Raw genomic sequence first — 26,369 nt, 5'->3', positions numbered from 1 at the left:
GCTGTCATGTTTGATGGCGCCAACCCACCCCTATATTGAAGAAGGAATGATCATGAATGCAGTTACTACCCAAGGCACGGCCCTCATCACCGGTGCATCGTCGGGCCTGGGCGCCGTGTATGCGGACCGCCTGGCCGCGCGCGGCTTCGATTTGATCCTGGTGGCGCGCCGGGTCGAGCGCCTGGGCACCCTGGCCGCCTCGCTGGCAGAAAAATATGGCGTGGCCGTGCGCGCCATGGCGGCCGACCTAGCCGACGTGGACGACTTGCGGCGCGTGGCCAACGAGCTGTCGTCGAATGCCGCCATCACCATGCTGGTCAATAATGCAGGCGTCTCGACCCTGGCGCCCGTGCTGGACTCGGCCCCCGAGGGCATCTCCGCGATGGACCAGGTCAACGTGACGGCGCTGGCCGAGCTGACCTACGCCGTGCTGCCGCAATTCAAGCAACGCAATAGCGGCACCATCATCAACATCGGTTCCGTGCTGTCCTTCCACATCCTGCCTGTCAGCACGGTCTACAGTGCCACCAAGGGCTATGTGATGAATTTCACGCGGGGCTTGCAGCAGGAACTGGCTGGCACGGGCATCACGGTGCAGCTGGTGCTGCCCGCGTCGACGGCGACGGAAATCTGGGAGTTGAGCGGCGTGCCGCTGGCGCAGCTGGACCAGGCCACCATCATGCGCGCGGAAGACTGCGTCGATGCGGCGCTGGCGGGCCTGGACCAGGGCGAGCTGGTGACCCTGCCTTCCGTGGAAGAGCAGGCCTTGTGGGAGCAGTTTGATGCGGCCCGCCTGGCCCTGTTCGCGGGCGCGATGCGCGGCAAGCCGGCATCGCGCTATGGGGTCAAAGCCAGCGTTTAAGCGGCGTTCAGCGCCTGTTCCAGGTCTTCGCGCAAGTCGTCGATATGCTCGATGCCGACGGACAGGCGCAGCATGTCTTCTGACACGCCCGCCTTGGCCAGTTCCTCGGGATTGAGCTGGCGGTGCGTGGTGGACGCTGGATGCGTAGCCAGCGACTTGGCGTCGCCGATGTTGACGAGGCGCGTAAACAGCTGCAGCGCGTCGAGCACGCGGGCGCCGGCCGCGCGCGGGTCTTCGCCATCTGCCAGCTTCAAGCCGAAGGACAAGATGCCCGATGCGCGGCCGTGCATGTATTTTTTCACCAGCGCGTGGTCCGGGTGGTCTTCCAGGCCTGCGTAATTGACCCACGCAACTTTCGGATGCTGTTTCAGGTGCCTGGCCAGGGCCAGCGTGTTGTCGCAGATGCGGTCCATGCGCAGGGCCAAGGTCTCGATGCCCTGGATCAGCTGGAAGGCGGAGAGGGGCGAAATCGCCGCGCCCATGTTACGCAGCGGGACGACGCGCGCGCGGCCGATGAAGGCGGCGGGGCCGAACGCTTCCGTGTAGACGACGCCGTGATACGACACGTCCGGCTCGTTCAGGCGCTTGAAGCGTTCCTTGTGTTCGGCCCATGGAAACTTGCCGCTGTCGACGATGGCACCGCCCACGGTGGTGCCGTGGCCGCCCAGGTATTTGGTCAGCGAATGGACGACGATGTCGGCGCCGTGCTCGATGGGGCGGAACAGATAGGGGCTGGGCACCGTGTTATCGACGATCAGCGGGATGCCGTGCGCATGCGCGATCTCGGCCAGTTTGGCTACATCGGTGACATTGCCCAGCGGGTTGCCGATCGATTCGCAGAAGATGGCCTTGGTGCGCGCATCGATCAGGGCGGCGAAGGTTTCCGGCTGGCGCGCGTCGGCGAAGCGCACTTCGATGCCGATCTGGGGCAGGGTGTGGGCAAACAGGTTGTAGGTGCCGCCATACAGCTGGCTGGCGGAGATGAAATTGTCGCCCGCTTCGGCAATCGTCTGGATCGCATAGGTGATGGCCGCCATGCCCGAAGCGACGGCCAGCGCGGCCACGCCGCCTTCCAGCGCCGCGACGCGCTTTTCCAGCACGTCCTGCGTGGGGTTCATGATGCGCGTGTAGATATTGCCTGCCACCTTCAGGTCGAACAGGTCGGCGCCATGCTGGGCATTGTCGAAGGCGTAGGCCACCGTCTGGTAGATGGGGACGGCGGCGGCCTTGGTGGTCGGGTCGGGGGTGTAGCCGGCGTGCACGGCCAGGGTTTCGATTCTCATGTGGTCTCCGGTTTCAATAGTCTGTGTGGTGAAATCCGCAGCCATTGTGCCATGCGCACCTTAGCTCGATGCTACGCTTGATAGAATATTAAGTCATAAGCTAGTGTGGTCTTGATATAAGTCATTCAGCTCTGCCAGCCCGATGAAGCGTTCATGCGTGCCGTTTTGCGCGCAGGCAAACGCGCCGCCGATGGCGCCACGGCGCATGGCGGCGTCGATGCCCGCGCCATCCAGCCAGGCCTGCAAAAACGCCGCCACGAAGGAATCGCCGGCGCCATTCGTGTCCACCACGGGCAGGGTCAAGCCTGCCGTCGGAGTGTGGCGCACGGACGCGCCGCCCCGTTCCAGCAGGTAGGCGCCGTGCGCGCCCGCCATGGCGATGACTGCCTGCGCACGGCCTTGCGAGATGATGGCGCGCATGACGTCGTCCCGGCGCTCGCCCAGTGCCGCCGTGCTGAGAAACACCAGGTCGGCGCGCAGCGCAAAGACCTTGTGGTGCGGGTTGACGCCATCCCAGTCGTGCAAATCGGTCGACACCGTCGTGCCGCACACCAGCGCATCGTCGAACAGTTCGGCCACCCAGCCCATGATGGAAAAGTGCGCGTGGCGCGCCGGACCCAGGTAGGGTAGATAGAAGGCGGCCGGCATGCGCACGTCTTCCGGGTGACGGCCGTCGTACAGCGACAGCCGGCGCCCTTGCGGGTCGACCAGGTTGACGCTGCGCCGCGTGCCCGAGGGTTCGACGATGTGCGAAAAATCGAGCCTGGCTTCCTTGTAGCGCTGCAGGATGGCCGCGCCTTGCGCGTCGTCGCCGATGAAGTCGATGAACTTGCAGCGCAAGCCCAGCGCGTGGCAGCCCAGCGCCACGCCATTGCCCGTGTGCGCCACGTAGTCGCGGATGGGCGGCACGTGCAGCGAATCGGCGACGGGCAATTGCAGGTCGGGGACGCGCACGATCGTGTCGATGCCGGCGCCGCCGACCACTAAGATGTCATAGGTACTCATGGTGCAGCCTTTTCTAACAGGACGGTGCCGGCCGCGTTCACCGCGACGGCACCATCTTTGACGATACAGGTTTGATTGGTGTAGGCGTCGCGTAGCAGGGTGCCGTCGGCGAAAACACCGTGAACTTTCAGTTCGAGCGTGCCTTGCGCCTCGGGCACGGCGATGACGGCGTCGCCATCCATCACGCGGGCGAACGCATACGGCTTGTCGTTGATGAACCGGTGCTCGCCGCGCGCCAGGGCAGGGTGGCGCAGACGGAACTGACCCAGCTTGCGCGCATGCGCCAGGGTGGGCGCATCCAGCGCAGACCAGTTCATGCTTGACCGTGTCGCCTGCTGTTCGTCGCCGACGGGCGCCGCGCCAGGCTGGCGCGCGCTTTCATCGCCATAGAACAGCTGCACGCCGCCCGGCGCCAGCAGCAGGGCGGACAAGCCATGCTTCAGTTGCTCGCGCGGGAACAGGCTGGTGTCGTGCGACGAGATATACGACAGGATGTCGTAGCGGGGGCCCGGGCCCTTGCCCAGCAAGCCCGCGTACTGGCGGTACACGCCATCGATGCTTTTCCAGTCGCCGCCAGCGCGGCTTTGAAAGTCGAAATTGATCATCGAATCGAAACCGGCGTCATGCCAGCTGCTGCGCTCGGGGCCGTGGCCCCACGCTTCGCCCGTCATCCAGAACGGCGCGTCATCGATCTTTTGCTGCGGATGGCGGGTTTTCCAATCCTTGAGGGCATCGGTGGCTGCCGCGCGCAGGGCCAGCCAGCTGGCCGGCTCCACGTGCTTGACGGTGTCGGCCCTGAAGCCGTCGACGCCGAATTCGCGCACCCAGTCGGCCAGCCAGTTGACAAGGTAAGTGCGGACAGTCGCATCGGGCAGGGCCACGGCGCGCGTGTCGGCCTTGCGCTGCAAAATTGGCGGCAAGCCCACGGCCTTGCCGCTCTCCGTGCGGAAGTCGGGCAGGTAGGCCAGCTGCATGGTGAAATCATCCTTGCCGCCGTCGGCGTAGCCGGGCAAGCCGGCGCGCACCCAGTCCGGACCCCACCACTGCGCGAATGCGAAGTTGTTGTAGTCGATGAAGCTGTGATAGTCGCGCAGCACGGCCTGCTCATGGCCTGGCCACAGGACCGGCACCTTGTATTCGGACAGGGTGCGCAAGTCCGCGTAGCCGGGATGGTTCAGCACCACGTCGAACAGGACGCGGATGCCTTGCGCATGGGCCGTATCGATCATTTCGCGCAGTTCCTCGCGCGTGCCCATGTTGGCATCCATGGTCGTGAAGTCGAGCGCCCAGTAGCCGTGATAGGCGTAGTGCTGGAACTGCTGCTTGCCGCCCACCACCCAGCCGTGGATCTGCTCGTACGGCGCCGTGATCCACAGGGCGTTGACGCCCAGTTCGCGGAAATAGCCGGCCTTCAACTGCTGCGTGATGCCGGCGATGTCGCCGCCGTGAAAGCTGCCCACATCGCCGCCTTGCGGGTCGGCGGCGCGGCCATAACTGTGGTCGTTGCCGGGATTGCCGTTGGAAAAACGGTCCGTTACGGCGAAGTAGACGATGGGGTTATCTGCGAAGCTCCCTGCCTGCGCCGAAGCGCTGAGTAACAGGGCGGCCAGCGTAGTCAGGGCGCGGCGCATGGTCAGCCCTTCACGCCGCCAGCCGTCAGGCCGGAGATCATCCATTTCTGCGCCAGCAGGAATACGGCCGTGATGGGCAGGCCGGACAAAATGGCCGCCGCGGCGAAGTCGCCCCACAGGTATTTTTGCTCGTACAGGAACAGCTTGGAGCCGACCGCCAGCGTCAGGTTGTTCTGTTCATGCAGCAGCACGGAGGCGATCGGGTATTCGATGATGGCGCCGATGAACGACAGCAGGAACACCACCATCAGGATGGGCACCGTCATCGGCAGCAGCACGTAGATGAACGCCTGCCATTGCGTGGCGCCGTCGACCTTGGCCGCTTCCTCGATTTCGATGGGGATGGTTTGATAGTAGCCCTTGATGGTCCAGATGTGCAGGGCGATGCCGCCCGTGTAAGCCAGCACCAGGCTGCCGTGGTGGTCAATGCCCAGCCATGGCACGTAACTTCCCAGCACATCGAAGATGGCGTAGATGGCCACCAGGGCCAGCACGGCGGGGAACATCTGCAGCAGCATCAGCGCGGACAGGGTCTGCGACTTGAAGCGGAACTGCATGCGCGCGAACGCGTATGCGCAGGTGGTCGACAGCAGTACGGTGACGGTGGCGCTCATGCTGGCCACCTTGATGGAATTCCATAGCCACAGCAGCACGGGGAAGTCCGGTTCGACCAGGGCGCCGTTGGGCGCCTGGTAGGACATGCCCAGCGCCAATCGCCAGTGCTCGAAGCTGATCTCGGGCGGGATCAAACTGCCCGAGGCGAAGTTGCCGGGCCGCAGGGAGATCGACAAGATCATCAGGAAGGGGAACATCACCAGCGCGATCAGCGCGATCACGGCGACGTGGGCCGCCAGGATGCGCCAGCGGTTGGAACGGTCGACAACGATAGCCATATGCTGTCCTTTATGCTTTGTTCATGCGCGTCAGGCGCATGTTGACCAGCGAAATCGCGGCCACGAGGAAGAAGATCAGGGTCGAGATGGCGGCGGCCAGGCCAAAGTTCTGGCCGGAATCCTCGAACGCGATGCGGTAGGTGTAGGACACGAGCAAGTCCGTCGTACCTGCCGGTAATGTTGTGTCGAGAAAATCGGGACGCCCGCCCGTCAGCAAGCTGATTAGTACGAAATTGTTGAAGTTGAAACCCAGGCTGGCCACCATCAGCGGCGTCAGCGGCTTGATGATCAACGGCAGGGTGATCTTGAAGAAATTCGTCAGCGGTCCCGCACCGGCCAGGGCCGAGGCTTCGTACAGGTCCGACGGGATCGCCTTGATCAAGCCCATGCACACCACCATCATGTAGGGGTAGCCGAGCCAGGTATTCACGATCAGGATCATGGCCTTGGCCAGGGTGGTGTCCGAGAACCAGGCGGGCTTGATGCCGAACAAGGCGTCGAGCACGAGGTTGATTTCGCCAAAGTTGTTATTAAATAAACCCTTGAAGACCAGGATGGAAATGAAGCCCGGCACGGCGTATGGCAGGAACAGCAGGGTGCGGTACAGGCCGCGGAAGCGCAGCGCATCCCAGTTCAAGAGCACGGCCAGCACCATGCCCAGACCCGTCGTGGTGGCCACGCTGATCAGGGCGAAAACGATGGTCCAGACGAAAATGCGCAGGAAGGGGCCGCGGAACGCTTCGTCGGAGAAAATCTTGACGAAGTTGGCGAAGCCGACATTGACCTTGAAGCCCGGTTCCAGCTTGGTGCCGTCCGGCATTTCATAAAAGCCCGTCTTGAAGTTCGGTGTCACGAGTTCGCCCGTGGCGATTTTCTTCAGGGTCTTGTCGGGCAGTTGCTTGTAGACATGCGCGACGGGGCCGAATTCGCGCAAGCCCACCATGCGCAACTCGATCCTGTTCGGCAGGATCAGGGTGAGCAGTTTCAAATCCTTTTGCAGGGCGATGATGTCCTTGATGGGCAGCGGCGGGGCCAGCACGGGCGCTTGCACGGGATCGAGCGGCGCCACTTCCACGTTCAGGGGCACGGCGCGCTTGAGGGCCAGCGGCTGCGTCAAGAGCACTTCGCCCGTATCCGGGCTTTCCAGGCGCAAGCGGTATTCCTTGTTGTCGGCATGCACGGTCATGGCATAGCCGGCGCTTTCCACGCGCTGCGTCTCATCCAGCAGGTATTGCGTGGCCCGTTCATAGGTGAGCAGGTTGCGCGAACTGAAATTGGTAAAGCCGATCGACACCGTGTACACCATGGGCAGCAGCACGAAGACGATCACCGCTGTGATACCGGGAAACAGATAACGGTAGGCATAGGCGCGCGGCGACGTGAAGACAAACGTCGTCAGGGTCAGCAAGCCGAGGAAAACGGCGGCCAGCATGGTCTGGCCGGAAATGTACAACATGAAGAGCAGATACAGACCCAGCGCCATGCTGATGGTCAATACCGTAGGGCCGATAAACTTGCGCACGATGGGATACCTGTGAAGATGGTGAGAGACCTGGGGGGCATGCGTGCCAGTGGCGCGCATGCCGATCCCGCAGGGGCAAGCCCCTTGAGTGACTTAATTCGCCGTCGTGATCCGCTTCGCCGCCGCGTCCAGGCCATCCTTGGTCGTCTGGCGGCCTTGCGTGATGTTTTCCAGCGCCGATTGCATCGACGACCAGAAGCGGCCCATTTCCGGGTTGTTTGGCATTGGACGGCCCGCTTGCGCGCTTTCCATCGTTGCCTGGATGTTCGGATTGGCTTTCAATTCCGCGAACAGCACCTTGTTAGCTGGCGTGCCCAGCGGGACGTCGGCGTTGATGGTTTTCAAGCCATTGAGCTGCAGCATCTGGTTTTCCAGGAATTCCGTCGCCAGGTCCTTGTTCGGGCTGGCCTTGGAAATCATCGCGCCCAGCACGCCCACGAATGGCGTGGCCGTCTTGCCTGCCACGGTAGGGATCGTTGCCACGCCGAAGTTGATCTTCGACTTGCGCGCATTGTCCCACGACCATGGGCCGTTGATCATCATGGCGATCTTGCCCTGGTTGAAGCCGGCTTCCATCTCGGCATAGCCGGCACCCTTCGGCATGGCGCCGCTGTTGATCAGGGTCATCAGCGCATTCACGCCCGCTTGCGAACCGGCATTGTTCACGCCCGTCTTCGCTGCATCGTAGCGGCCGTCGGACTTGACTTCAAACGGGAAGCCGCCGCCCGCGCCCAGCAAAGGCCACGTGAAATAGGTATTCGTGTAATCCCACAGGATGGCTTTCTTGCCTTGCGCGGACAACTTTTTGTCCAGCGCGGCGATTTCCTCGAAGGTTTTTGGCGGGGTCGGCACCAGGTCCTTGTTGTAGACGAGGGCGACGGCTTCGATGGAGATCGGGTAGCCCCAGGTCTTGCCGCCAACAGTAAAGGCGTTCCAGGCCAGCGGCAGGATGGCGGCGCGCGCTTCCTTGCTAGGCGTCAATGGTTGCAGCAAGCCGGCGTCGATCCAGGTGCCGATGCGGTCATGCGGCCAGATCCAGATGTCCGGGCCCTTGCCGGCGGCCGCTGCTTGCTGGAATTTGTTTGGTGCATCTTCCGGATGCTCGACGACGACCTTGATGCCCGTCTTCTTGGTGAATTCTTCTCCGACCTTGGCCAGGCCCTTGTAGCCTTTGTCGCCATTGATCCAGATCAGCAGGGTGCCTGCTTCGGCCGCGTTCGCCATGCTGACGGCGGCCAGGTTGCCGATGCCGGCCAGGGCGGCGGCGATCAGGGTGGTTTTGATGAAGCTGCGTTTCGGGTGCGTGAAGGACATGTCAATCTCCAGTATCTTTTTTTATGCTAAGTTTATGTTGAGTATCAAGGCTGAAACGATGCAACCAGGCCAGGCGGCGCCTGTAGCGCCTGGCCCCTTAAATCTGGAATCAGGTACGGGTCTGGCCATGCTCGTCGAACACGTGGACGCGGGCCGGCGCCACCTGCAGCGCCACGGACTGGCCAATGGCCCAGTCCGTTTCCGCATCGGCGCGCACCACCAGCGGCTCGTCGCCGCCCGCTACCTGCACATACAGATAGCTGATGTCACCCAGTTTTTCCACCGCCTGCACGGTGGCCGTGATGGCGGCAGTGGCGCCGGGCGCGCACGCCTGCACGTGTTCGGGACGCGCGCCGACGGTGACGGGGGTGCCGCTGGCAAGCGGCTGTGTCAGGACGGCTTGCAGCATGCCGCCCGCATTGGTGGCGATGGTGGCCACGCCGTCCGCATAGCTGTGGATCTTGCCTTTGAGGAAGTTCATGCGGGGCGAGCCGAGGAAGCCTGCCACGAACAGGTTGGCCGGATGGTGGTACAGCTCCAGCGGTGCGCCCACTTGCTCGATGCGGCCCGCGTTGAGCACGACGATGCGGTCGGCCAGGGTCATCGCTTCGACCTGGTCATGCGTGACGTAAATCATGGTCGAGCGCAATTCGCGGTGCAAGTTCGCCAGTTCGATGCGCATCTGCACGCGCAGCGAGGCGTCGAGATTCGACAGCGGTTCGTCGAACAGGAAAACGTCGGGTTTGCGCACGATGGCGCGGCCGATGGCCACGCGCTGGCGCTGGCCGCCCGACAAGTCTTTTGGTTTGCGTTCCAGCAACGGTTCGATGCGCAGGATTTGCGCGGCGCGCTGCACGGCGTCGGCGATCTGCACCTTGTTCATGCCAGCCAGTTTCAGGCCAAACGCCATGTTTTGTGCCACGCTCATGTGCGGGTACAGGGCGTAGCTCTGGAATACCATGGCGATGCCCCGTTTGGCGGGCGGCACATCGTTCATGCGTGTTTTGCCGATATATAAGTCGCCGCCGCTGATTTCTTCCAGGCCGCAGATGCTGCGTAGCAAGGTGGATTTGCCGCAACCCGACGGGCCCACGAAGACCATGAATTCGCCGTCGGCGATCTCCAGGTCGATGCCGTGCAGGGTTTGCACGTCGCCATATGCCTTTTTCAGCCCTGCTAATTTCAGTCCAGCCATGTCGTCCTCATCATCTCAATTTGGCCCCGCTGATGCGCGGGGCTCGTTATTGTAATTGGCGGCATGGCCGCCAAAGCCTGCGATTTACGCCAGGGTACCGAACCAGCCGCCATGCGGGGGCAGGGTGATCTGCTGGCCATCTTTACTGCCTGGCAAGCCGTGACCGGCCAGGTCGGCCGCCGGCGCCGCGTCTGGCCAGGCGAAGGTGACGGCTTGCGTGCCCAGGTTGAAGGCCGCCAGGATGGACGGTTGGCCTGGCAAGTCGCGGCGCAGGGCCAGCACGGGTTCCGGCGCATCGAAGAAGACGATGTCGCCGCGCAGCAATTGCGGCAGGGTGCGGCGCCAGGCGAGGATGTTCTGCGCAAACTGCAATGGTGAAGCGGAATCGTTTTCTTCGACATCAACGGCGCGCGCCAGATGCTCGGGCGGCACGGGCAGCCAAGGTTTGGCATTGCTGAAACCGCCATGCGGCGCATCGGCCACCCACGGCATCGGCGTGCGGCAGCCGTCGCGGCCCTTGAACTGTGGCCAGAACGGGATGCCGTACGGGTCTTGCAGCGCCTCGAAAGGAATGTCCGCTTCCGTCAGGGCCAGCTCGTCGCCCTGGTACAGGCACGGCGTGCCTTTCAGCGCGGCCTGCACGGCCAGCACCACCTTGGCCAGCGAGGGCGATGGATTCTCGCCGCCCCAGCGCGTCATGACGCGCACGCTGTCGTGGTTGCCCACGGACCAGGAAGCCCAGCCGTCGGCCACTTGCGCCTCGAACTCTTCCACCTGGGTGCGGATGTGCGCGGCGGAAAACTCCGCCGTCAGCAAGTTGAAGCTGTAGGCCATGTGCAGTTTGTCGGCGCCCGTGTAGGCAGCCATGGTGGCCAGCGCATTGTCGTCGCCCACTTCGCCGATGGAAATGGCTTGATACTCGTCAAGTACGGCGCGCACGCGCTGCAGGTAGGCGATGTTTTCCGGCTGCGTCTTGTCGTACACGTGCGCCTGCATGCCATACGGGTTGATGGCCGACACACTGCTCGCATCGCGCTGCGCGGCTGGCGGATTGTCGCGCAGCAATTGGTCGTGATACGGGAAGTTGCAGGAATCGAAGCGGAAACCGTCGACGCCGCGTTCCAGCCAGAAGCGCAGGTTGTCCAGCTGCGCTTGCTGCACGGCAGGGTTGTGGAAATTCAGGTCAGGCTGGCTGGCGAGGAAATCGTGCAGGAAGTATTGGCCGCGGCGCGGTTCCCATTGCCAGGCGGAACCGCCAAACACGGACAGCCAGTTATTCGGCGCCGTGCCGTCCGGTTTCTGGTCGGCCCATACATACCAGTCGGCCTTGGCATTGTCGCGGCTGGAGCGGCTTTCCACGAACCACGGGTGGTTGTCGGACGAGTGCGACAGCACCTGGTCGATCATCACTTTCAAGCCCAGTTCATGGGCGCGCGCCACCAGACGGTCGAAATCGGCCAGGGTGCCAAACATGGGGTCGACGTCGCAGAAGTCAGCCACGTCGTAGCCGAAGTCTTTCATCGGCGACGTGAAGAAGGGCGAGATCCAGACGATGTCGGCGCCCAAGGCGGCGATGTAATCGAGCTTGGAGGTAATGCCGGGCAAGTCGCCGATGCCGTCGCCATTGCTGTCGAGGAAGCTGCGTGGATAAACCTGGTAGATGACGGCGCTGCGCCACCAGTCGGCGGGCAGGTGGGCGAGATTGTTCTGGATGGTCGGCATGAATGATTTCTTAAAAGTTGCCTGTAGCCTTGGCTATCAGGGCGGCGCTGCTGGTTGGTAGGCGAACGTCTTATTTTAAAATTCAAAGCGCTTTGGGTATGAAATGAGTATAGTTCAAAGCGCTTTGAAAAGTAAAGCGATACACGCGCCAGACATATGATTTTTTTATGAGGGTGATTCAGGACAACAATGCGGCCGCGCCGGCCAGGCGGCCGGCGGCGTAGGGACAGCGAAAAACGCCTAGTGCGGCACGGGGCCGGCCGACTCGCCCGGCAACAGTTCGCACGGCCACAGTTCCTGCAGGTCGGTGACGGGCGTGCCGTCCATCAGGGCCAGCAGCATATGGATCATCTTCGCGCCGGCACCGCGCGGGTCGGGCTGGACGACGGTGGTGACGTTGTGGCCGGCCAGGGAATCTTCCATCACGCCCCAGACGATCAGCGACATGTCGCGGCCGATGGCGATGCCCGCGTCGAGCAGGGCGCGTACGGCGCCCACGCCCGACATGTGATTGTCGACGATGACGGCCGTGGGGCGGGGCGAGCGGGCCAGCAGGCGCTGCATGGCCTGGTAGCCGGCGCGGCGGTCGTGCGCGTTGTCGACCAGGTTGTCCGGGTCGACGGCCAGGCCGCCCGCCTGCATGGCGTGCTGGAAACTTTCCACACGCTGGCGCACGAAGTTCAGGTCCGGCGTGGCGCTGATCAGGCCGATGCGCTGGTGGCCCAGCTGCGCCAGGCGCTCGACGGCCAGGCGCATGCCGGCCTCGTTGTCATAGTCGAACCACGCGTGCGGCTGGTTCAGCTGCGTGCGGCCATGCGCGACAAACGGCATGCCCTGCTGCGCCAGGTAGGCGATGCGCTCGTCGAACGGCTTTGTACGGCCGACGATCAGGCCATCGATGCGGCGGCCCTTGACCATGCGTTCATACGTATGGAATTCATTGGTGGCGGAGGCGGGCGCGATCATCATGTCCATCTGCTGCGCTTCCAGCGCTTCCGACATGCCGCCGACGATCTCGATGAACATGGGATCGGCCAGGTCGTTCGGCATCAGCGGGTAGATGATGCCGACGATATTCGTGCGCCCGACGGCCAGGCTGCGCGCCATGGGATTGGGGCGGTAGCCGGCCGCCTGCGCGGCGGCCAGTACCCGCTCGCGCGTGCGTTCGCTTACTTCAGGATAGCCATTCAAGGCGCGGCTGACGGTGGTTTCGGATATTCCTAGCGTTTTGGCGAGATTTTTGAGGTTCATGGATGCTGCAGTCGGGGTCTATCCAGGGTGGGTCGGGAGCGTTGCGGCGCGATAAAGGGTAGTTTATCTGATAAATGCCGGATTGATCAGGGGTATGGCAAGCGGCGGCGGCGCCCAAAAAAATACGCGGGCAAACCCAGGGGCGCCCGCGCTAAAAGAGGATACTGCTGAATCACTACATTGAAGCTGCCGGCCATCGCGTGCAGCGGCGAAATGGTGGGTCCGGGTACTACCTGCCCCTGGATGAGCGGGCGGTGCTGCTGCCAGTGGCTGGCGCCTTGCGGCGTCAGCCAGTGTTGGATGCCTCTGATCAATAAAGAACGTCTGATAAAACGTTCAGGGCAAGGCGCACGGTCGCAGGCAGTACGCTAGTACGGCAAGACCGTGCAACGCCGCCATGGACGTTTTTCAGATGCTCTTACCACCACGACTCGACCTGGAAACCAACCGAGCTGCCGTTGGTCTTGCCACCGAACACGCCCGTTGACGACAGCGCCGATTCCGCGGCGGCGGCCGACTGGGCTGCCTTGTTCCATTTGGCGTAGGTGTAGAAGGCACGCAGCACGGGGCGCGACCAGAAGCTGTTGCCGGCCGACAATTGCGGCGCGAAGGTCAGCTTGGTCAGGTTGCGGCTTTCGCCACCTTCCGGCTTGACGATATCGTGGCCCAGTTCCACGGCCAGGCTGTAGTTGTCCGTGAAGTGGTAGACGGGACGCGCGCCGATCGACGTCCACTTGCTGCTCACGCCTGCCGATTCCTTGTCTTCGTAGACGAAGGTGCCCATGCCCGACCAGGCGCCTTTGGGCTGGATCATGATCTGTTCCGTCAGGCGCACGACCTTGTCATCCTTGTCTGCGCCCAGGCTGAAGCCGCCCGTGTTGGCGGCGCTGCCTTTGCCGTACTGCAATGCCACCTTGTTGAAGCCGCCCAGCAAATTGCCTTGCGTATGCATGATGGTCAGCAAGTGGCCGCTGGCGATGGGGGCCGCGCCTTGCGCGTTGCGTTTCTGATTGAATTGCAAGCCCAGGGTCAGTTCGCCGTCCGGATTGACCTTGATGCCGGAGAAGCGCAAGTCGTGGGACAGGCCCATGCGCTTGCTGTCGCCGTCATCGGCCGTGCGCACGATGGCGTAGGCCAGTTTGGCGGCGCCCAGGTCGATGTTTTCCAGACCGGCGCCAGGGCCGCTGTTATTCCAGAAGTAGTAATCGGTGATGTGCACGTCCTGGCGGTCGTAGTAGCGCTTGCCTACCCAGGCGCGCGCTTCGGCGAAGGCGCCCGTGCCGATCTTGTCGGCAACGACGTTCATTTCGCGCCACGACGGGTCCGATTGTTCCCAGTCCTGGTTCTGGTTGACGGAGAACGCCACCAGGGTATTGATGCGGAAAGTGGTGCCGTTGGCTGCCTTGAAGGCTTCACCGCCGAATTTCAGCTCGCCGTAGGTCTCGCACTCATTGCCCAGACGATACTTGGACGAGGCGCCGGCCAGGCCGAAACACGCTTCCTTGCCGCCTTCGCTGCTGGTGCCGAAGCCCGAGCGGATATAGCCGCCGAAATCGATCGGCAGGGCGGCCTGGGCGGCCGAAGCGCTCAAGGCCAACGCCACGGCGGCAGGCAAAGTTTTCAAGAAATGTTTGTTCATTGCGTCTCCAGTGTTTTTATAGGTGTGGGATCGGTGCGCATAACTTCGCACAACCAAAGCGCTTTAGTTATGTTTCAAAGCGCTTTGAGTATAGTTCAAAGCGCTTTGATCAGTAAACTAGTTTTAATCCTTGAAACTTTTTAGGTGTTGCGGAGAAACATCAGGGAGGGCGGCGGCGCGTGGGCGCCGCCGTGTACGGCAGACGGAATGATGGTCGTGAATTATTGCTGTGCTTTGCAGGCGGGCAGGGCGGCCGTGTCCGTTGCGGCAGGGGCCGGATGACGCAGGAATGCCAGGATTAGCAGTGCCGAGGCCGTCGTAATGCTGGCCAGCACATACAGCAAGTGACGGAAGGCCGTGCCGTACGCTTGCGCCAGTTCGGCGGCGCCGGCCTGCGGCAACAGGGTAGCTGCATGGCGTAGCTCGCCGAGGGCCAGGAAGGGGCCCGCGTGCGCCGCCTGTTGTGCGCCGATGCCGGCCATGCCTGCGCCGCCCAGCGCCGCGACAGTAAGCGTGCCCAGCAGCGCGCTGACGATGGCCAGCGCCAGGCCTTCGCCCGCCACACGCGTCGTATTGAAGATACCGGCCGCCATGCCGGCCCGCTCGACGGGCACGACGCTGATGGCCAGGCCATCCATCAAACCCCAGGGCAGGCTGATGCCGCAGCCGATCAGCAGCAGCGGCCCCAGCAAAGTGTAGGGCGACTGGCCCGGCGCGCACGTCGACAGCCACAGCAAGCCGCCCGCCGCCAGCAGCAGGCCGCTGGCGCAAATGTGCGCGGGGGCAATGCGTTGCGCCGCCAGGCCGGCGAGAACCGGCAGCACCAGCATGGGCGCCGATAGGGCAATCATCATGCGTCCCGCCTCCAGCGCGCTGTAGCCTTCGATGCCGATGAAGCGGGCCGGCAGCAGCACCAGCAGCACGACGAAGGAAAACGCGGGCGCGGCCGCCAGCAGTTGCACGCCGGCAAAGGCGGGCAGGCGGAACAGCGACAAATCCAGCATGGGCCGCACCGCGCGCCGCTCCACGCGGACGAATGCAGCCAGCAGCAAGGCCGCGCCACCGAGCAGCCCCAGGCTGGCGGCACTGCCCCAGCCACTGTCGGGCGCCTGCAGCAAGCCATAGGTAAACAGGGACAGCGCACCGGTAAACGTCAGCGCGCCGGGCCAATCGACGCCTTGCGCTTGCGGGTCGCGCGATTCGCGCATGGCGCGCGCGGCGGCCAGCAGGGCGGCTAGGCCGGCCGCGGCCGCGGCGACAAAAATGGCGCGCCAGCCCGTGCGGGTGATCAAGGTGCCTGCCAGGAAGGGGCCGAAGGCCAGGCCCACGCCGAAGGCCGTGCCGATCAGGCTGAAGGCGCGCGCGCGGGCAGGGCCGTCGAATTCCTGTGCCAGGGCCGCCAGTCCGCTCGACAGGGCCATGGCGCAGCCCAGGCCCTGGACGGCGCGCAGCACGTCGAGCCACACAATGCCGGGCGCGGCCGACAGCGCCAGCGCGGCGGCGGAAAACACGCCCATGCCCAGCAAGAACACGCGCTTGCGGCCATAGCGGTCGGCCAGCGCGCCGGCCACCATCAGGCAACCGCCAAAGCTGAGCATGAAGGCATTCGTGATCCACGCCAGCGCCAGCGGCGTGCCGTGCAGGTCGGCGGCGATGGCGGGAATGGCGATGGCCGGCCCCGTAAAACTGAGCGGCATGCATAGCGCGGCCAGGCAGACGGCGGCCAGCACGAAGGCGCGCCTGGCCGGGGAGGCTGGCTTCATACGGTGATTCGTATCCATGGGAATGATTCCAGAAAGAGGGAATCTGATGATAATATGGACGTAATCTATGAAAAAGTGGTTGAAAATCCACTCATAACGGACAAATATTCTCTAATCAAGATAGCGAGATGGCATGGATAATCTGAACGGCATTGCCGCCTTCGTGCGCGCGGCGGAAACTTCCAGTTATGTGGCGGCCGGGCGGCTGCTTGGGGTGTCGGCCTCGGCCGTGGGCAAGAGCGTGGCGCGGCTGGAAGAAAAGCTGGGCGTGCGCCTGCTCAACCGCAGCACGCGGCGCATCAGCCTGAGCAACGAGGGCGCGCTGTTTTACGAGCGCTGTCAGCGCATCCTGGCCGACCTCGGTGATGCCGAGGCGGAACTGTCGCACCTGGCCGAGGCGCCGCGCGGCAAGCTCAAGGTCAGCCTGCCCGTGATCGGCTACCGCATCATCCTGCCCCTGCTGGCCGAGTTTACCCGGCTGTACCCGGAGATCGAGCTCGACCTCGATTTCAACGACCGCCTGGTCGATGTGGTGGCCGAAGGCGTCGACGTGGCCGTGCGCAGCGGCACCTTGACGGATTCGCGGCTGATGGCGCGCGAACTGGGACCGTTTGCCTTTGCCATCGTCGGTTCGCCCGCGTATTTCGCCCGCCATGGTGTGCCGGCCACGCCGCGCGCGCTGGAAGGGCACGCTTGCGTGCGCTATAAATTCCCCACCACTGGGAAACTGCAGGAATGGGCGTTGCAGCGCGCCGGGGGCGACAGCGGCGGCGAGTTGCGCTTGCCGACCGCCTTGACCTGCAACAATATCGAAGCCTTGATCGGCGCCGCCACGCAGGGCGTCGGCCTCGCTTACCTGCCTGACTTTATCGTGCGCGATGCCATCGCTCGGGGCGAATTGCAAGCCGTGCTGGCCGGCTATTTACTGCATTCGAGCAAGTTCTGGGTGCTGTGGCCGTCAAGCCGCCACCTGTCGCCCAAAATTCGCGTCTTTGTTGACCATTTGTGTACCCACCTGCATTTTTCCTCGCTCCCTTCCATCCCCTGAATGGCCTGACAGCCGCCATGGCGGCTGGTTGAGGAATATTCCTACCCTACAGAGATTTTTCCTAGCATCGCGGAACATTTATTTGCTGCAATGCACCACGCTACGCCGCGCGCCGTCACCTTATACCCTTTCTGAATACCCATCATGCGTTAACTAAATTGCCATAAGGAATTTATTTATGTTAATTTAATATCTGTTTCCACAACATTGCATCAACTTCATGGTTGTGGAAATAAGTGCATGATGAGGCGCCATACGCGTGTAGTAACCAACAATTAGGGGTAATCACCCCGTTCCGTTCAGGGAGTGTGCATGAAGACAGTCACGACGACACCGCTGGATCCGGCGCCAGCCGCGCCAGCGAAACCGGCCCGCAAAACGGGTCTGCTGCTGGGTGGTGGCGCACCAAATTCCACCTTGATCGCTGGTGCCCTGGCCGCTTTCCTCGACGAAGGCATCGAGTTCGACGTCATTTCCGCCTCGGGCGCCGGTGTGTTGATGGGTTTGCTTTACACGACGCCGCATGAAGCCGCGCCGCGCCAGGCCTTGCAAAGCTGGGCCGACACGGGCGTGGCTGACAGCATCTACAAGATGATTCCGATTAACTACAAGGTATTCCAGAAGCCGGGCATGCATGCGAGCACGTTCCGCGACGCCTTCCAGCCGCCAGCCAACAATCCTTTTTTTCAGGCGTTCCAGCAAACGTTTGCGGGCGTGCCCACGGCCTGGTCGGACTGGGGAAAATTGATGGTGTCGTCGCTGTCGCCATCGGACTTGTCGGCGAAAAGCCTGGGCCTCTGCGCGCACTTGCCGTTCCTGGAAAAAGCCGTGGATTTTTCGGGCGTGGCGCGCATGCGCCCCGATTTCTACATCAATGCCTACAACCTCAGCGAGCACCGCATGCAGATCTGGGGCAAGCATGAGATCGAGCCGATCCACGTGCGCGCTGCCCTGTCGTTTCCCTTCCTGTATGCGCCCACGACCATCGCCGGCGACGATTACATCGAAGGCGCGGCGCTCGACACGCTCAATTTCGACCCGTTTATCGAAGGCAAGGGCGAACACGCTGACGCCGACACTCTGGTCATCCTCGACATCCTCGGTGACGAGCGCTTGCTGCGCAAGCCGCGCAACCTGTACGACGCGTGGGTGCGCTCCATCATCACGCCGCTGGTGAAAATTTCCAAAAGCGAGCTGCGCCTGTTCGAACTCGAGCACAACACGGATGCGCGCACGGGCCAGCCCAAGCGGCGCTTGCTCAAGCTCGACCTGATGGGCGGCATCCCGGAGCAGCACTGGCCCGACACCCTGGACTGGTCCAGCTCGAACATGCAGCTGCTGTTCGACGTGGGCCACAAGGCGGGCCTGGCGTTTTGCCGCCAGCATGGCGACTTGCTGCGCCGCACGCCTGACGCCGCACCGCTGGCGGCCTAGTACCGCTGGCAAGCGATCCCGGCCACCTGATCGGCAGCTATTTATCCCGCCTGGCCTTGCCAGGCCACACTTTTTACTGTGAAACACCATGAATATCACCAAGCAATTAATTCTGACCCTCACCATCGCCTTGCTGGCCCTGCTATTGCTGGGCGCTGGCGGCGCCATCCAGCTGCAGCGCGCCCAGGAGCGTTTTGACACCGTGCAAAACCGCATCATTCCCAGCATCCAGGGCTTGAATGCGGCCAAGGGTTTCCTGGCCGACTCGCGCCTGGCCGGTTACCGCCTGTCCGTGTTCTCTAACCTGGCCGACAAGACGGCGCTGGACAAGGCCGTGGCCGACGCCAATACGAATTTCGACAAGGTCATTGCCACCTACCGCGCCGAGCGCCTGTACGACGCGACGGACAGCAAGATGCTCGACGCCGACCAGGCCGCCATGGAAGCCTACCGCCGTGCGCTGGCGCCATTCTTTGCTGCCGCCTACGCGGGCGACATGGACGGCGTGCGCGCCACCTTGTTGGCCGGCACGCCGCTGGCCATCACGGCCGCCGCCGCCAAGAAAAGCATGGATGACCATATCGCCTACAACAACAAGCTGGTCGATGACGTGAAGGCCGAAAGCCTGGCCGCCTACGACACGGCGTTCAACACCATGCTGGCCGTGCTGGGCGTGGCCGTGCTGCTGACGGGTGCGCTGGCCTGGCACATCTACCGCACCATCAGCGGCGGACTGGGCAATATCGAACACACGCTGGAAAGGGTCAGCGCCTCGCTGGACCTGTCCGCCGCCATGCCCGTCGAACGCATGGATGAAGTGGGCCGCACGGCCACGGCCTTCAACAAATTCCTTGAGCGTATCGTCGGCGTGATCGCCACCGTGCGCACCTCGGCCGATACGGTCAGCGTGGCGGCCGCGCAGATTTCCGCTGGCAATGCGGACTTGTCCGTGCGCACGGAGCAGCAGGCGTCTTCCCTGGAAGAAACGGCATCAAGCCTGGAGGAGCTGACCTCGGCCGTGCGCCAGAACACGGACAATGCGCGCCAGGCGAACGCGCTGGCCGTGTCGGCCTCGGACGTGGCTCGCAAAGGCGGCGCCGTGGTGGCGCAAGTGGTGGGCACGATGGGTTCGATCAACGAATCGGCGAAGAAGATCGCCGACATTATCGGTGTGATCGACGGCATTGCCTTCCAAACCAATATTTTGGCGCTGAACGCGGCCGTCGAAGCGGCCCGAGCGGGCGAGCAGGGCCGTGGTTTCGCCGTGGTGGCCACCGAGGTGCGCAACCTGGCGCAGCGCTCGGCGGCGGCCGCCAAGGAAATCAAGGGATTGATTGAGGATTCCGTCGATAAAGTCAACACGGGCAGCGTGCTGGTCGACCAGGCCGGCGCGACGATGGAAGAAATCGTCGCCAGCATTCGCCGCGTGACGGACATCATGGGCGACATCGCCAACGCCAGCCACGAGCAAAGCGCCGGCATCGAGCAAGTGAACCAGGCCATTTCGCAAATGGACCAGGTCACCCAGCAAAACGCAGCCCTGGTGGAAGAGGCGGCCGCCGCCGCATCCTCGCTGCAAGACCGAGCCGTCGAGCTTGTCGATGTGGTGGCCGTGTTCCGCCTGCGCGGCGATGCCCAAGGGAAAGCGTTGAAAGCGGCGGGCGGCTTGCCGGCCCCGGCAACGGCCGCCGCCAGCCGGCGCCTGGCGCTGCCTGGCCGCAGTGCCCGCGCTTAAACCTTGTGACTGCCCCGGTACGCCGGGGTTTTTTTTAGGCTATGTCACCGTCAAATGTGGGAATGCTCCCAGCGTTGCTTTCAATAACGTTTCTGGCGAACGGATGCGCCCGGCGTCGAGTATCCAGCGCCAGCCCAGGTAATTTGGCAGGTAGCGCGTCGCCACGCCGTGAAACGGACGCAGCCATTGCCGCAAGCGGCTGTGATACGCATTGACGTTCTGCACATGCGCGGCACCTTGCACACGGATGCCTGCGCGCAAGTTGACGGCCTCGTGGCTGATACCCGCTTCCCTGGCAAACGCCCGGTAGGCCGCATGACCATCCGTTACCAGCAGAACATCCTTGTCGATGACATGCAACAAACATCGGTGCAGCTGTGCCTTCGTCAACGCGCCTTTGCCCGTGACGAAATCGAGAGTCTGGCCCGTGCGGTCGCGCGCCACCAGGATGCAGACTTTCTCATTCGAGATACCGCGTTTAAAGGCATGGCCGCCCCGGCGGCGAGCCGGCCGCGTCATCTGCCTCGATCCCTTTTCCGATTCCAGCACGTAGAGTTCATCGGCCTCGGCGATGCCATGCAGGCCATGCGGCCGGTCCGTCTTCGCCACGCTGAGAAAGCGGTGGCGCCAGCGAAACGTGGTGTTGCGGTGTAATCCCAGCTGCTGAGCGGCCTGGCGCACCGAGGCGGAATCGAGCAGGCAATCGGCATACGCGATCCATAGCGCCTTGTGACGCAAGCGGGCCAGCGGCGTGCCCGTCAAGGCATTGAGAGTGCGCCCGCAAGGCACGCAGCGGTAGCGCTGCAAGCCGTGCGCATGGCCATGCCGGTGCAGGTGAGGCGAGCGGCAGGCGGGACAGGCCAATCGCGGCTGCGCCACGCTTTCCAGCAACGCGACGGTCGCGTCTTGCGGTGCGTTGCCACACAGCAGGGCGATGCCTGTTTGCCGCTGGCGTCGGTTCAGGTGAGCAAACTGGGCGATAAAACGGATCCATTCGGCTGGCTGCATGATCTGCTCCCTGTGTGGTAACTATGTAGAGTCAGACAGCGCTGCCAAAGGAAGATTCCGGCAGTTCCCCTATTTGTCGATGACAGAGCCTTTTTTATGCGGCGGAACCATCCAATGCGCCAGCGATGACGTGCTGCGCCTGTGGCCCACTTCGTAACGGCCGCCAGGATGCGCCGGATTTCGCGTGGTTCGAATTCTTCCAGTCGCTCACCGATGTGTGGGTTGGTCACCGGGCTTGCGGAGGCTGTCCCGCAAGCCGGGCGCTGGAAACTCCTACGCTGCCTTTAGATGGTCAATATTGGCTTAGCGGCAACAATGAGGTCACCTTTCTGGCATACGGTGCACCTTGTCGCGCCGCTTGACCGCGCGCTCCAACAGCGAGCGAGTCAGGAGCTTATGAAACGGCATGATGATAAACAAATAAACTCTTCCAAAGAGATTGTTTATTTTAACCAAGGTTGAAATCGTCACTTCCGATCCCTTCAGACTCGGTTGAATGCTTATCCAGATCCGAAAATCCAGATGCCTGTCGTCGCCACCGACGACGACTTCAGTGCCCGTACTGGAAATAATCGGAAACATGCCAATCTTTCCCAGCCCGCGATCGCTAAAGCTAATACTTTTCTTTAGTCCCAACGGTGCGACGATTGCGTTGCGCACAATAATGAGCCAGGTGAGCATGCGATGCGGTTCAGCGAACACGGCGCGCCCCGCTTGTTCGGCGTCAACGTAGGTTCGATCCGCCTGACCGGAATAGCCGTCGGAGAAATCAATGCGCGTCAATCCTGACGCCGACATGGCTGCTGCCGGTGCGGAAATGAAGAAGACTTTGTTTGCTTCGTTTGTCATGAATAAAACGCTCTCTGTAAAGTGAGTGAGTGACGGTTGGACTGCGGTTGTTTTGATTAGCGCGCATTCAAAGTCTGCAAACGTGCTCTGGCGAACGGAGTGCTTGCATCGTGGTCACATGGGCCGGCATGCTCCATCTAATATTGCGCCAACTCCTGCTTTCGGGGCAATGGCGTCGCGGATACTCGTATCAATTAGTCGCTCATAGATTGCGCTTTGGCCGGCCGGAATAAGTTCCCTGAGTGTTTCTTTACGTTTGTCCCGGCCGAACAAGGCCTCAACGGCCCAACCGATCAGATACACGGCAGACAAACAGCCACCTGCGGTCGCAACATTCCCCTGGCATACCAAGGGCAAATCGAGAACGTCAATTCCCAGGGCTTGCAGTTCCTCTTTGGCATCGGGATGAGTCGTGGCCGGCCCCGATGCCAGCAGACCCAACTTGGCAAGAATGAACGAGCCGGCACAGATCGATCCGATGAGCTGCGTATCTGGATTCAGGGAAAATGCACGCATGAAATCCTGGTTGGCGATAGCGCCTTTCACGCCAACTTTACCGCTGGAAAACAATACAAGGTCTGCGTCATTCGCTTCGCTGATGGACCCGTGGGTCTTGATAAGCAGACCGTTTGCGGATGGGTGCGCTTCCTTTGTTCCCAATATCTTCACTTGCCAGTCCGTCTTGTTCCTGCCGAGGATGTCCCACATCAAGAACAAATCCAAATCGGTGAAATGATCAAAAATCACGATGACTATTTTCTTCATGTTGCGCTCCGCCGTTTGCGTCGATTCAAAATTAGACCACGGACGAGCACCACATTTTTTGAGTCCGAAGTTGTGAATAAGTCCACCCAATATCTGTTCGTGAAGAATTTTTTTCCTGATTGGACGGGCCTCAGTGCTGGCCCGCCAGGACAGTTCTTGCCCACCGCGCGTCGGCTTTCAGCGCGAAGTAGGTCCACACTCCTCCAAGAAGATCTGCTACTCCGAAAAAAACGATCATTGGGCTGGCAAGGCCAATGGCGGCGAAGGTCGTGAAGGCCGCGAATACGAAGAGGCGCGTGTATACCGACGCTACCAGAAACGGCTTGTTTTCGTGCTTGGCTGCGACCCACGCATAGACGCCAATCATGGATACGATAACGCCAAGCAAATGAATCCAGACCTCGGAGGTTGGCGGAATTTGAAAGATCGACAGCAAGAAGTTCGGCGCGACGACCAACATGGGCCCAACGACGAACAAGTAGATGGCGAATACTTTGGCGCTATACGCAGACTGGGACATGTTTTTTCTTTTCGAGCGCGTTGTCGATAGGCTTGATGGTTTCAAGGATCAAGTGCAACGCTGGGTGATTGAGCTGTGGTGCTCAGATATTGCGCGAGCGCGGCATGGCTGCTGCCAGGCATGATGAAGACTGCGCATCCCGGAAGCAGAAACGTGGTATGCATTTAACGAATCCAGGGGTTGGTGGTGCGCACACGTGCACCGAGGGTTTTGAGAAGCTGGATCAGACCTAGATAGGCCCGGTCTACGTAGGGCAGTTCCTCCGGCAAGGACTGCAGGTGCCGAAGTGCCTGGCGCTGATGCTCGGCTGACGGACGTGGGTATGGCGGGTGTTGCGCAAAGTCATATACCGCCACGGTAAACGGCAACTTCTGCCAGGCATGCCGCTCGGCCATTGCCGGCAGCAGTTGCTGGCAAAAGTCCTGCTCATTCAGATTCGGCTCAATCAGGCCCAGGTCCCGATAGGCCTGCTGCATGGCCCTGTGGTCCGCCGGGTCACGCAACTGTGCCGACCAAAGCGCGCTGAGCGCTTTGCAAAAGTCAGCGTCCAGCGTGCGGGTGCAGCCAAAGTCCAGCAGGCCCAGTCGGCCATCCGGCATGAACAGATAGTTGCCCGGATGCGGGTCGGCTTGCAAGCGGCGCAGCACAAAGGTGCAATGAAAGAAGGCGTCAAACAGCAACTGACCAGCCTGATTACGTGCGGCTTGATCGGGTTCGGTCAGCAACCATTCGTTGAGATGCAGTCCCGGCAGGCGTTGCATGGTCAGCACGCGGCGTGTGGTGCGGCCCATGACCGGCTGGGGGATCACCAGGCCCGGCAGCGTGAGATGCTGTGCAAACCATTGCATGGTCTGTGCCTCGTGCAAATAGTCCAGCTCCTCGGCCAGTTTCTGTTCGATGTCATCCATCATGCGCGCGATGAGATCGGCTTTGGGCATCATATCCGAGCGTTCCGCAAAGGCTTGTAGCAGGCTGCGCAGCATATGCATGTCGCTGCCAATGGAGTCCGCCATGCCGGGGTATTGTAGCTTGACGGCCACTGCCAGGCCGTCGGTCATGATGGCGGCGTGGACCTGACCCAGACTGGCGGCAGCAAAGGCGATCGGATCGAATTGCGGGAACAGGGCTTGCGGATCCTGGCCAAACTCCTGGCGCATCACTTTGATCACCAACGCGCGGTTCAGCGGCGTGACCTGGTAGTGGGCGCGGGCTAATTCCTGGCGCATGCCCTCTGGTAGAAAGCCCAGTTCCATGCTGAGCAGCTGCGAGGCTTTGAGTGCCGTGCCCTTGAGCTGGTTCAACGCGGCAAACAGGATGCGCCCGAGTTCCGCCCCATGTGCCACGCGGGCCTGTTCCGTTTTCGCATCGTCGCGCGTCATCGACTTGGCCTTATGTCCCAGGTGGGTCAGCCCGGCCCGCGCCACTGCCATGCCGACAATCGCGCCACGCGAAAGACGCCCGGTACGCGGCAACTGCGAAACTTTGTTCGTCTTAGTCGTGGGCATCATGAGCGTACCCCGCCCAAGCCGCGGCGGGCCAATTGCAGCAGATCCAGCAAGCCATTGCCGTCTTGCAGCAGGCGCGCCAGCTGGCTGCGCACCATGAAGCCGCCCAGCTCGAGCAGCTTGTCCACCAGGCCGCTGCGCAAGGCTAACACCAGCACGCCCAAACTTAAATCGACCATTTGCGTGGTGTTGGAAAAATGCTCGGAGGTGTCGCGTAGCCAGTATGCAATGACGCCGTACACATAGTCGGCCAACAGTCCGGCCAGGCTGGGCTTGAAGCCGCAAGGCACGATTTCACCGGTCGTCTCGGCCTGCTCCAGCATCTGCAGGAAGGTTTGCCGGAGCAAAGGCTTGCCGGGTAGTTGCTCGCCCAACAGCAGCGTGGGAGCGCGCTCCACCATGCCGCGCGCCAGACCCACAAATTCGCGGTCGGCCAGCAAACCTTCCAGCAGACTCTCGATCACCAGTTGCAGACGCTCCTGCAACGAAAATTCGTTCTGTCCCTCCGTCTTCTCGGCCTGCGCCACTGCGTCTGCAATTGCTTGCTGAAAGTAGGCGGTTACCAGTTTCTCCTTGGTAGGGAAGTATTTGTAGATGGTGGCATCACCCACGTCGGCGGCACGCGCGATCTGCTTCATCGTGGTGCCTTCAAACCCATGCTGGGTCATCAGGTCCACTGCGGTCTGAATGATCAGCCGATGGTTTTTGGCTTGTTGGGCTTTGGAAGTACGCATGATTGAAATTTGAAGAAGAGTGGAATGTCTGGGTTCAAAATAACTAAGTCTGGCCCATCCATGTAAGAAGTGCGACTGCGGGCAGGCCGACCCACCCCCTGGGATTGCCTCATGCCCTACATTGCGATGTCACTATTTGATGTGTGCTATCTATTGACTCAATATAATTCACTTCTATTGCATAGTCAATTTCTTTTATTTGATAAAAAGATATATGAATTACAAGCAAGGATTCATGCCAAGTGGCGGTGCGAATCCGCCGAACTTAGCAGCGCCGCGCCTCAGCACGGCTTCTGATTCATTGATTTGTGCGATTTCGGACGTGGGATCCGAGGCTTCGATTTTGATGATGCCAGAGCGGTGCTGGCAGGGGGGGCGGCCGGCGATCAATCGTAGTGCGGCGAGCAGACGCGTGGCGATGCGGGCACCGGGCAGCGAGTAAATAACGGCGGCGCTGGCGAACAGGTGGTTGCGGCGGCTGGTAGTGCCGGCAACCTGCCACGCTCAAGCAGCTTTTGCTTGAGCGTGGCAGGAGTCTCTGCAGGGCAGGGGACAGGCAGGTCAAACCCGATCTCGTCGTTGCATCAGGCAGCTACGAGATCGCCCACCAGGTGCCTGGCAGGAAATCCAGGCCTCTGACACGAACCATCGGTTTTCATCGTTCAAGAACGATGGATCAGGAGAGCAAGCT

Annotated in this window: 21 protein-coding genes; 4 read left to right on the top strand and 17 right to left on the bottom strand. The window is 61.9% G+C overall.

The window, feature by feature from the left end:
• Window positions 1–52 precede the first annotated feature (52 nt).
• Window positions 53–862 (top strand): SDR family oxidoreductase, encoded by an 810-nt coding sequence (locus SJI03_RS22080; protein WP_322428597.1) that lies wholly within the window; start codon window positions 53–55, stop codon window positions 860–862.
• On the opposite strand, the gene SJI03_RS22075 is transcribed toward SJI03_RS22080, so the two are convergent.
• The 11 genes from SJI03_RS22075 to SJI03_RS22025 all read right to left on the bottom strand — a co-directional run bounded on the left by SJI03_RS22075 (window position 859) and on the right by SJI03_RS22025 (window position 16,080).
• A complete protein-coding gene (locus SJI03_RS22075) occupies window positions 859–2,145 on the bottom strand; it encodes an O-acetylhomoserine aminocarboxypropyltransferase/cysteine synthase family protein (RefSeq protein WP_322428596.1) in 1,287 nt (428 codons plus the stop codon). The two genes, SJI03_RS22080 and SJI03_RS22075, sit on opposite strands and share 4 nt — an antisense overlap.
• 93 nt (window positions 2,146–2,238) lie before the next feature.
• Window positions 2,239–3,150: a carbohydrate kinase family protein gene (locus SJI03_RS22070; protein WP_322428595.1), complete on the bottom strand. Its 912-nt coding sequence runs from the start codon at window positions 3,148–3,150 to the stop codon at window positions 2,239–2,241.
• Window positions 3,147–4,826, bottom strand: coding sequence for an alpha-amylase family glycosyl hydrolase (locus tag SJI03_RS22065; RefSeq protein WP_322428594.1), 1,680 nt, complete (start codon window positions 4,824–4,826; stop codon window positions 3,147–3,149). Before SJI03_RS22065 ends, SJI03_RS22070 begins: the two co-directional genes overlap by 4 nt.
• On the bottom strand, window positions 4,784–5,674 hold the full coding sequence (gene malG, locus SJI03_RS22060; RefSeq protein ID WP_034783032.1) for a maltose ABC transporter permease MalG: 891 nt from the start codon (window positions 5,672–5,674) through the stop codon (window positions 4,784–4,786). The genes SJI03_RS22065 and malG overlap by 43 nt, the downstream gene beginning before the upstream one ends.
• A 10-nt stretch (window positions 5,675–5,684) precedes the next feature.
• The gene (malF, locus tag SJI03_RS22055; protein ID WP_322428593.1) at window positions 5,685–7,196 is read right to left on the bottom strand and encodes a maltose ABC transporter permease MalF; all 1,512 of its coding nucleotides are present in this window, start codon (window positions 7,194–7,196) and stop codon (window positions 5,685–5,687) included.
• A 93-nt stretch (window positions 7,197–7,289) separates the two neighbouring features.
• Complete coding sequence (gene malE, locus SJI03_RS22050) at window positions 7,290–8,510, bottom strand: maltose/maltodextrin ABC transporter substrate-binding protein MalE (protein WP_199534497.1); 1,221 nt, start codon at window positions 8,508–8,510, stop codon at window positions 7,290–7,292.
• A gap of 109 nt (window positions 8,511–8,619) precedes the next feature.
• The gene (locus tag SJI03_RS22045) at window positions 8,620–9,705 is read right to left on the bottom strand and encodes a sn-glycerol-3-phosphate ABC transporter ATP-binding protein UgpC (RefSeq protein WP_322428592.1); all 1,086 of its coding nucleotides are present in this window, start codon (window positions 9,703–9,705) and stop codon (window positions 8,620–8,622) included.
• An 84-nt stretch (window positions 9,706–9,789) separates the two neighbouring features.
• Complete coding sequence (locus SJI03_RS22040) at window positions 9,790–11,427, bottom strand: alpha-amylase family glycosyl hydrolase (RefSeq protein WP_322428591.1); 1,638 nt, start codon at window positions 11,425–11,427, stop codon at window positions 9,790–9,792.
• Between the two features lie 240 nt (window positions 11,428–11,667).
• On the bottom strand, window positions 11,668–12,678 hold the full coding sequence (locus tag SJI03_RS22035; protein ID WP_322428590.1) for a substrate-binding domain-containing protein: 1,011 nt from the start codon (window positions 12,676–12,678) through the stop codon (window positions 11,668–11,670).
• Window positions 12,679–13,096: 418 nt separating this feature from the next.
• Window positions 13,097–14,317 carry a maltoporin gene (locus tag SJI03_RS22030; protein ID WP_099380242.1) on the bottom strand — a complete coding sequence of 407 codons (1,221 nt, stop codon included), beginning with the start codon at window positions 14,315–14,317 and terminating at the stop codon, window positions 13,097–13,099.
• Window positions 14,318–14,538: 221 nt separating this feature from the next.
• Complete coding sequence (locus SJI03_RS22025) at window positions 14,539–16,080, bottom strand: MFS transporter (protein WP_322428589.1); 1,542 nt, start codon at window positions 16,078–16,080, stop codon at window positions 14,539–14,541.
• A 133-nt stretch (window positions 16,081–16,213) separates the two neighbouring features.
• Between SJI03_RS22025 and SJI03_RS22020 the strand changes: the two genes are divergently transcribed.
• The 3 genes from SJI03_RS22020 (at window position 16,214) to SJI03_RS22010 (ending at window position 20,297) form a co-directional block, all read left to right on the top strand.
• Window positions 16,214–17,128 (top strand): LysR family transcriptional regulator, encoded by a 915-nt coding sequence (locus SJI03_RS22020; RefSeq protein WP_322428588.1) that lies wholly within the window; start codon window positions 16,214–16,216, stop codon window positions 17,126–17,128.
• 312 nt (window positions 17,129–17,440) lie between these two features.
• A complete protein-coding gene (locus SJI03_RS22015) occupies window positions 17,441–18,562 on the top strand; it encodes a patatin-like phospholipase family protein (RefSeq protein ID WP_322428587.1) in 1,122 nt (373 codons plus the stop codon).
• A gap of 88 nt (window positions 18,563–18,650) precedes the next feature.
• The gene (locus SJI03_RS22010) at window positions 18,651–20,297 is read left to right on the top strand and encodes a methyl-accepting chemotaxis protein (protein ID WP_099380238.1); all 1,647 of its coding nucleotides are present in this window, start codon (window positions 18,651–18,653) and stop codon (window positions 20,295–20,297) included.
• Window positions 20,298–20,336: 39 nt separating this feature from the next.
• Here SJI03_RS22010 and SJI03_RS22005 read toward each other — a convergent pair whose 3' ends face one another.
• The 6 genes from SJI03_RS22005 to SJI03_RS21980 all read right to left on the bottom strand — a co-directional run bounded on the left by SJI03_RS22005 (window position 20,337) and on the right by SJI03_RS21980 (window position 25,678).
• Window positions 20,337–21,305, bottom strand: coding sequence for an IS1595 family transposase (locus SJI03_RS22005; protein ID WP_322428586.1), 969 nt, complete (start codon window positions 21,303–21,305; stop codon window positions 20,337–20,339).
• Window positions 21,306–21,626: 321 nt separating this feature from the next.
• On the bottom strand, window positions 21,627–22,154 hold the full coding sequence (locus SJI03_RS22000; protein ID WP_322428585.1) for a DUF2867 domain-containing protein: 528 nt from the start codon (window positions 22,152–22,154) through the stop codon (window positions 21,627–21,629).
• Window positions 22,155–22,268: 114 nt separating this feature from the next.
• Window positions 22,269–22,919, bottom strand: coding sequence for a DJ-1/PfpI family protein (locus SJI03_RS21995; RefSeq protein WP_322428584.1), 651 nt, complete (start codon window positions 22,917–22,919; stop codon window positions 22,269–22,271).
• Between the two features lie 130 nt (window positions 22,920–23,049).
• Entirely contained in the window at window positions 23,050–23,439 is a 390-nt protein-coding gene (locus SJI03_RS21990) for a hypothetical protein (RefSeq protein ID WP_322428583.1), read from the bottom strand.
• 164 nt (window positions 23,440–23,603) lie between these two features.
• Entirely contained in the window at window positions 23,604–24,947 is a 1,344-nt protein-coding gene (locus SJI03_RS21985) for an AarF/ABC1/UbiB kinase family protein (RefSeq protein WP_322428582.1), read from the bottom strand.
• Entirely contained in the window at window positions 24,944–25,678 is a 735-nt protein-coding gene (locus tag SJI03_RS21980; protein WP_322428581.1) for a TetR/AcrR family transcriptional regulator, read from the bottom strand. The genes SJI03_RS21985 and SJI03_RS21980 overlap by 4 nt, the downstream gene beginning before the upstream one ends.
• Between the last annotated feature and the right edge of the window lie 691 nt (window positions 25,679–26,369).

The organism is Janthinobacterium sp. GMG1, assembly GCF_034427795.1.
GTDB lineage: Bacteria > Pseudomonadota > Gammaproteobacteria > Burkholderiales > Burkholderiaceae_D > Janthinobacterium.
The sequence above is the reverse complement of the archived record's forward strand: the minus strand, read 5'-3'. Positions and strand labels throughout refer to the sequence as shown.